1 pseudogene is annotated in these 281 nt (G+C 71.9%); it reads right to left on the reverse strand.

The features are described 5' to 3' along the window. Window positions 1-276, reverse strand: a pseudogene (locus RMT89_RS42445) (allophanate hydrolase subunit 2 family protein); the annotation flags it as partial. Window positions 277-281: the final 5 nt, after the last annotated feature.

The following is a 281-nucleotide window of genomic DNA, read 5'->3' on the forward strand; positions in this document are numbered from 1 at the left end:
TTCGATCGCGAGATACGAGAACACCCCGTCGCGGGCGGCGCCGAGCGTCAGCGTCTCATGCTCGGCGATGACGAAGCTGCGACAATTGGCCACCGGCGTGCCGTTGACGCTGATGATGCGAGCCGCGCCGGCGAGAGCGAAACGCACCGCCCCGTCGCGCGCCACGAAGGCCGCGCCGAACGGGCCGATTTCGATCGCCGCGGCCGATGGCGCGTTGCCCACCAGCGCGTTGGCGAGTGCCAGCGCCGCGGCATCCATGGCCCCGCTCGGCGGCAGCCCGA

Origin of the sequence: Streptomyces sp. P17, assembly GCF_032436805.1 — a bacterium.
GTDB lineage: Bacteria > Actinomycetota > Actinomycetes > Streptomycetales > Streptomycetaceae > Streptomyces.